The organism is Vibrio sp. YT-16 (assembly GCF_033337405.1).
Classification (GTDB): domain Bacteria; phylum Pseudomonadota; class Gammaproteobacteria; order Enterobacterales; family Vibrionaceae; genus Vibrio; species Vibrio alginolyticus.
In genome coordinates this window covers 1-1,067 of the sequence record NZ_JAWOQQ010000147.1, presented here as the reverse complement: position 1 = coordinate 1,067, position 1,067 = coordinate 1, and the positions used below count along the sequence as shown (strand labels likewise).

The 1,067-nt window shown below is 48.9% G+C and carries 1 protein-coding gene; it reads right to left on the bottom strand.

The window, feature by feature from the left end; translation table 11 throughout:
- Positions 1-703: 703 nt before the first annotated feature.
- Positions 704-856, bottom strand: coding sequence for a hypothetical protein (locus tag R7F07_RS25380; RefSeq protein ID WP_318110692.1), 153 nt, complete (start codon positions 854-856; stop codon positions 704-706).
- Positions 857-1,067: the final 211 nt, after the last annotated feature.

The window sequence follows — 1,067 nt, the reverse complement described above, 5'->3', positions numbered from 1 at the left end:
TGCTCAAGTTGGAAAGAGGGAGGAGAGAAGGCGCGGCGTGGGTTTTACACACATCACACCAATCAAATGAGACCCTCTCCTCACCCTTAAATGCGCCACGTGAAGGCGTAATGAGAGTTTACTCATTTCGCCATGGCAGAAGAGAGCAGCAGCGTCAGACGGCCAAACTTCTCCCAGGAGGAAACTGATGTTTTGGTCCGGGAGGTCCAAGCTCGCAGTGTCCGAATATACAGAACTGCGAGCAGACCTCCACGGGCTGATGATGCAAAGGTAGCCTGGGAGGAGGTCACCACAATTGTAAATCAATGTTGCGTTTCTCTCGTGCGCGCGCACTCTCTCTTTCTCTCTCGCAATTTCACTCTGTTTCTTTTCTTTTGACTTTTCTAAGATGACAGATGCTGAATATATACTCCCTATCTGATGCTGTGGCTGTTTGTGGTTGGCTGAGAGGGATGTGAACTCATTAGTTTGCAGACTGTGTTAATCAAATCAGGTTGGGTTTCCATTACGTGTGCCAAACGGTGGCAATCCCCTTTGATCTGACATCAGATGTGATGGGACAGTCGATATAGAGATACATTTATGTGCTGATTGCAGATAGTTGCATTGAATAGTGGTTTTGTGGCTATTTATTGCATCATTAATGTGCCTGATATTCTGGAAACCTGCCTGTGAGGTTTTGGTGACATGTGACAAACTTCGTCTAACACTGGCTACGCTCCGCCTGCGCTGACAGTAGACCTGGTTTCAGCTGGTGAGCTTTTAGCGCACCTTTGGCGAAGCCTTTTGGCACGAAACTGTCACTGCGCCTAGCTGGATCTGTCGACACCTCCACCTGCTGCACTGCCACACCCATCTCAGCGCACCTCGGTCTGTCAAACTACCAAACTGAGCGTGCCTTGGGTTGCGCTGCTCGAAACTAGCTCTGCATGGGGTTCGCCACCCTGCGCCACCCTGCGCCGCGCCGGGAAACTAGAGCCCCTTGGCTTTAATATTAACACATGCACATGACACAACAGCTGCTGTATTTTCATTGTTAAAATATTATATTTCAACCAAGTACTGTA

Excerpts from the sequence above, each read along its gene's own strand:
- R7F07_RS25380 (WP_318110692.1), bottom strand. The coding sequence starts at position 856 with ATGGGTGTGGCAGTGCAGCAGGTGGAGGTGTCGACAGATCCAGCTAGG.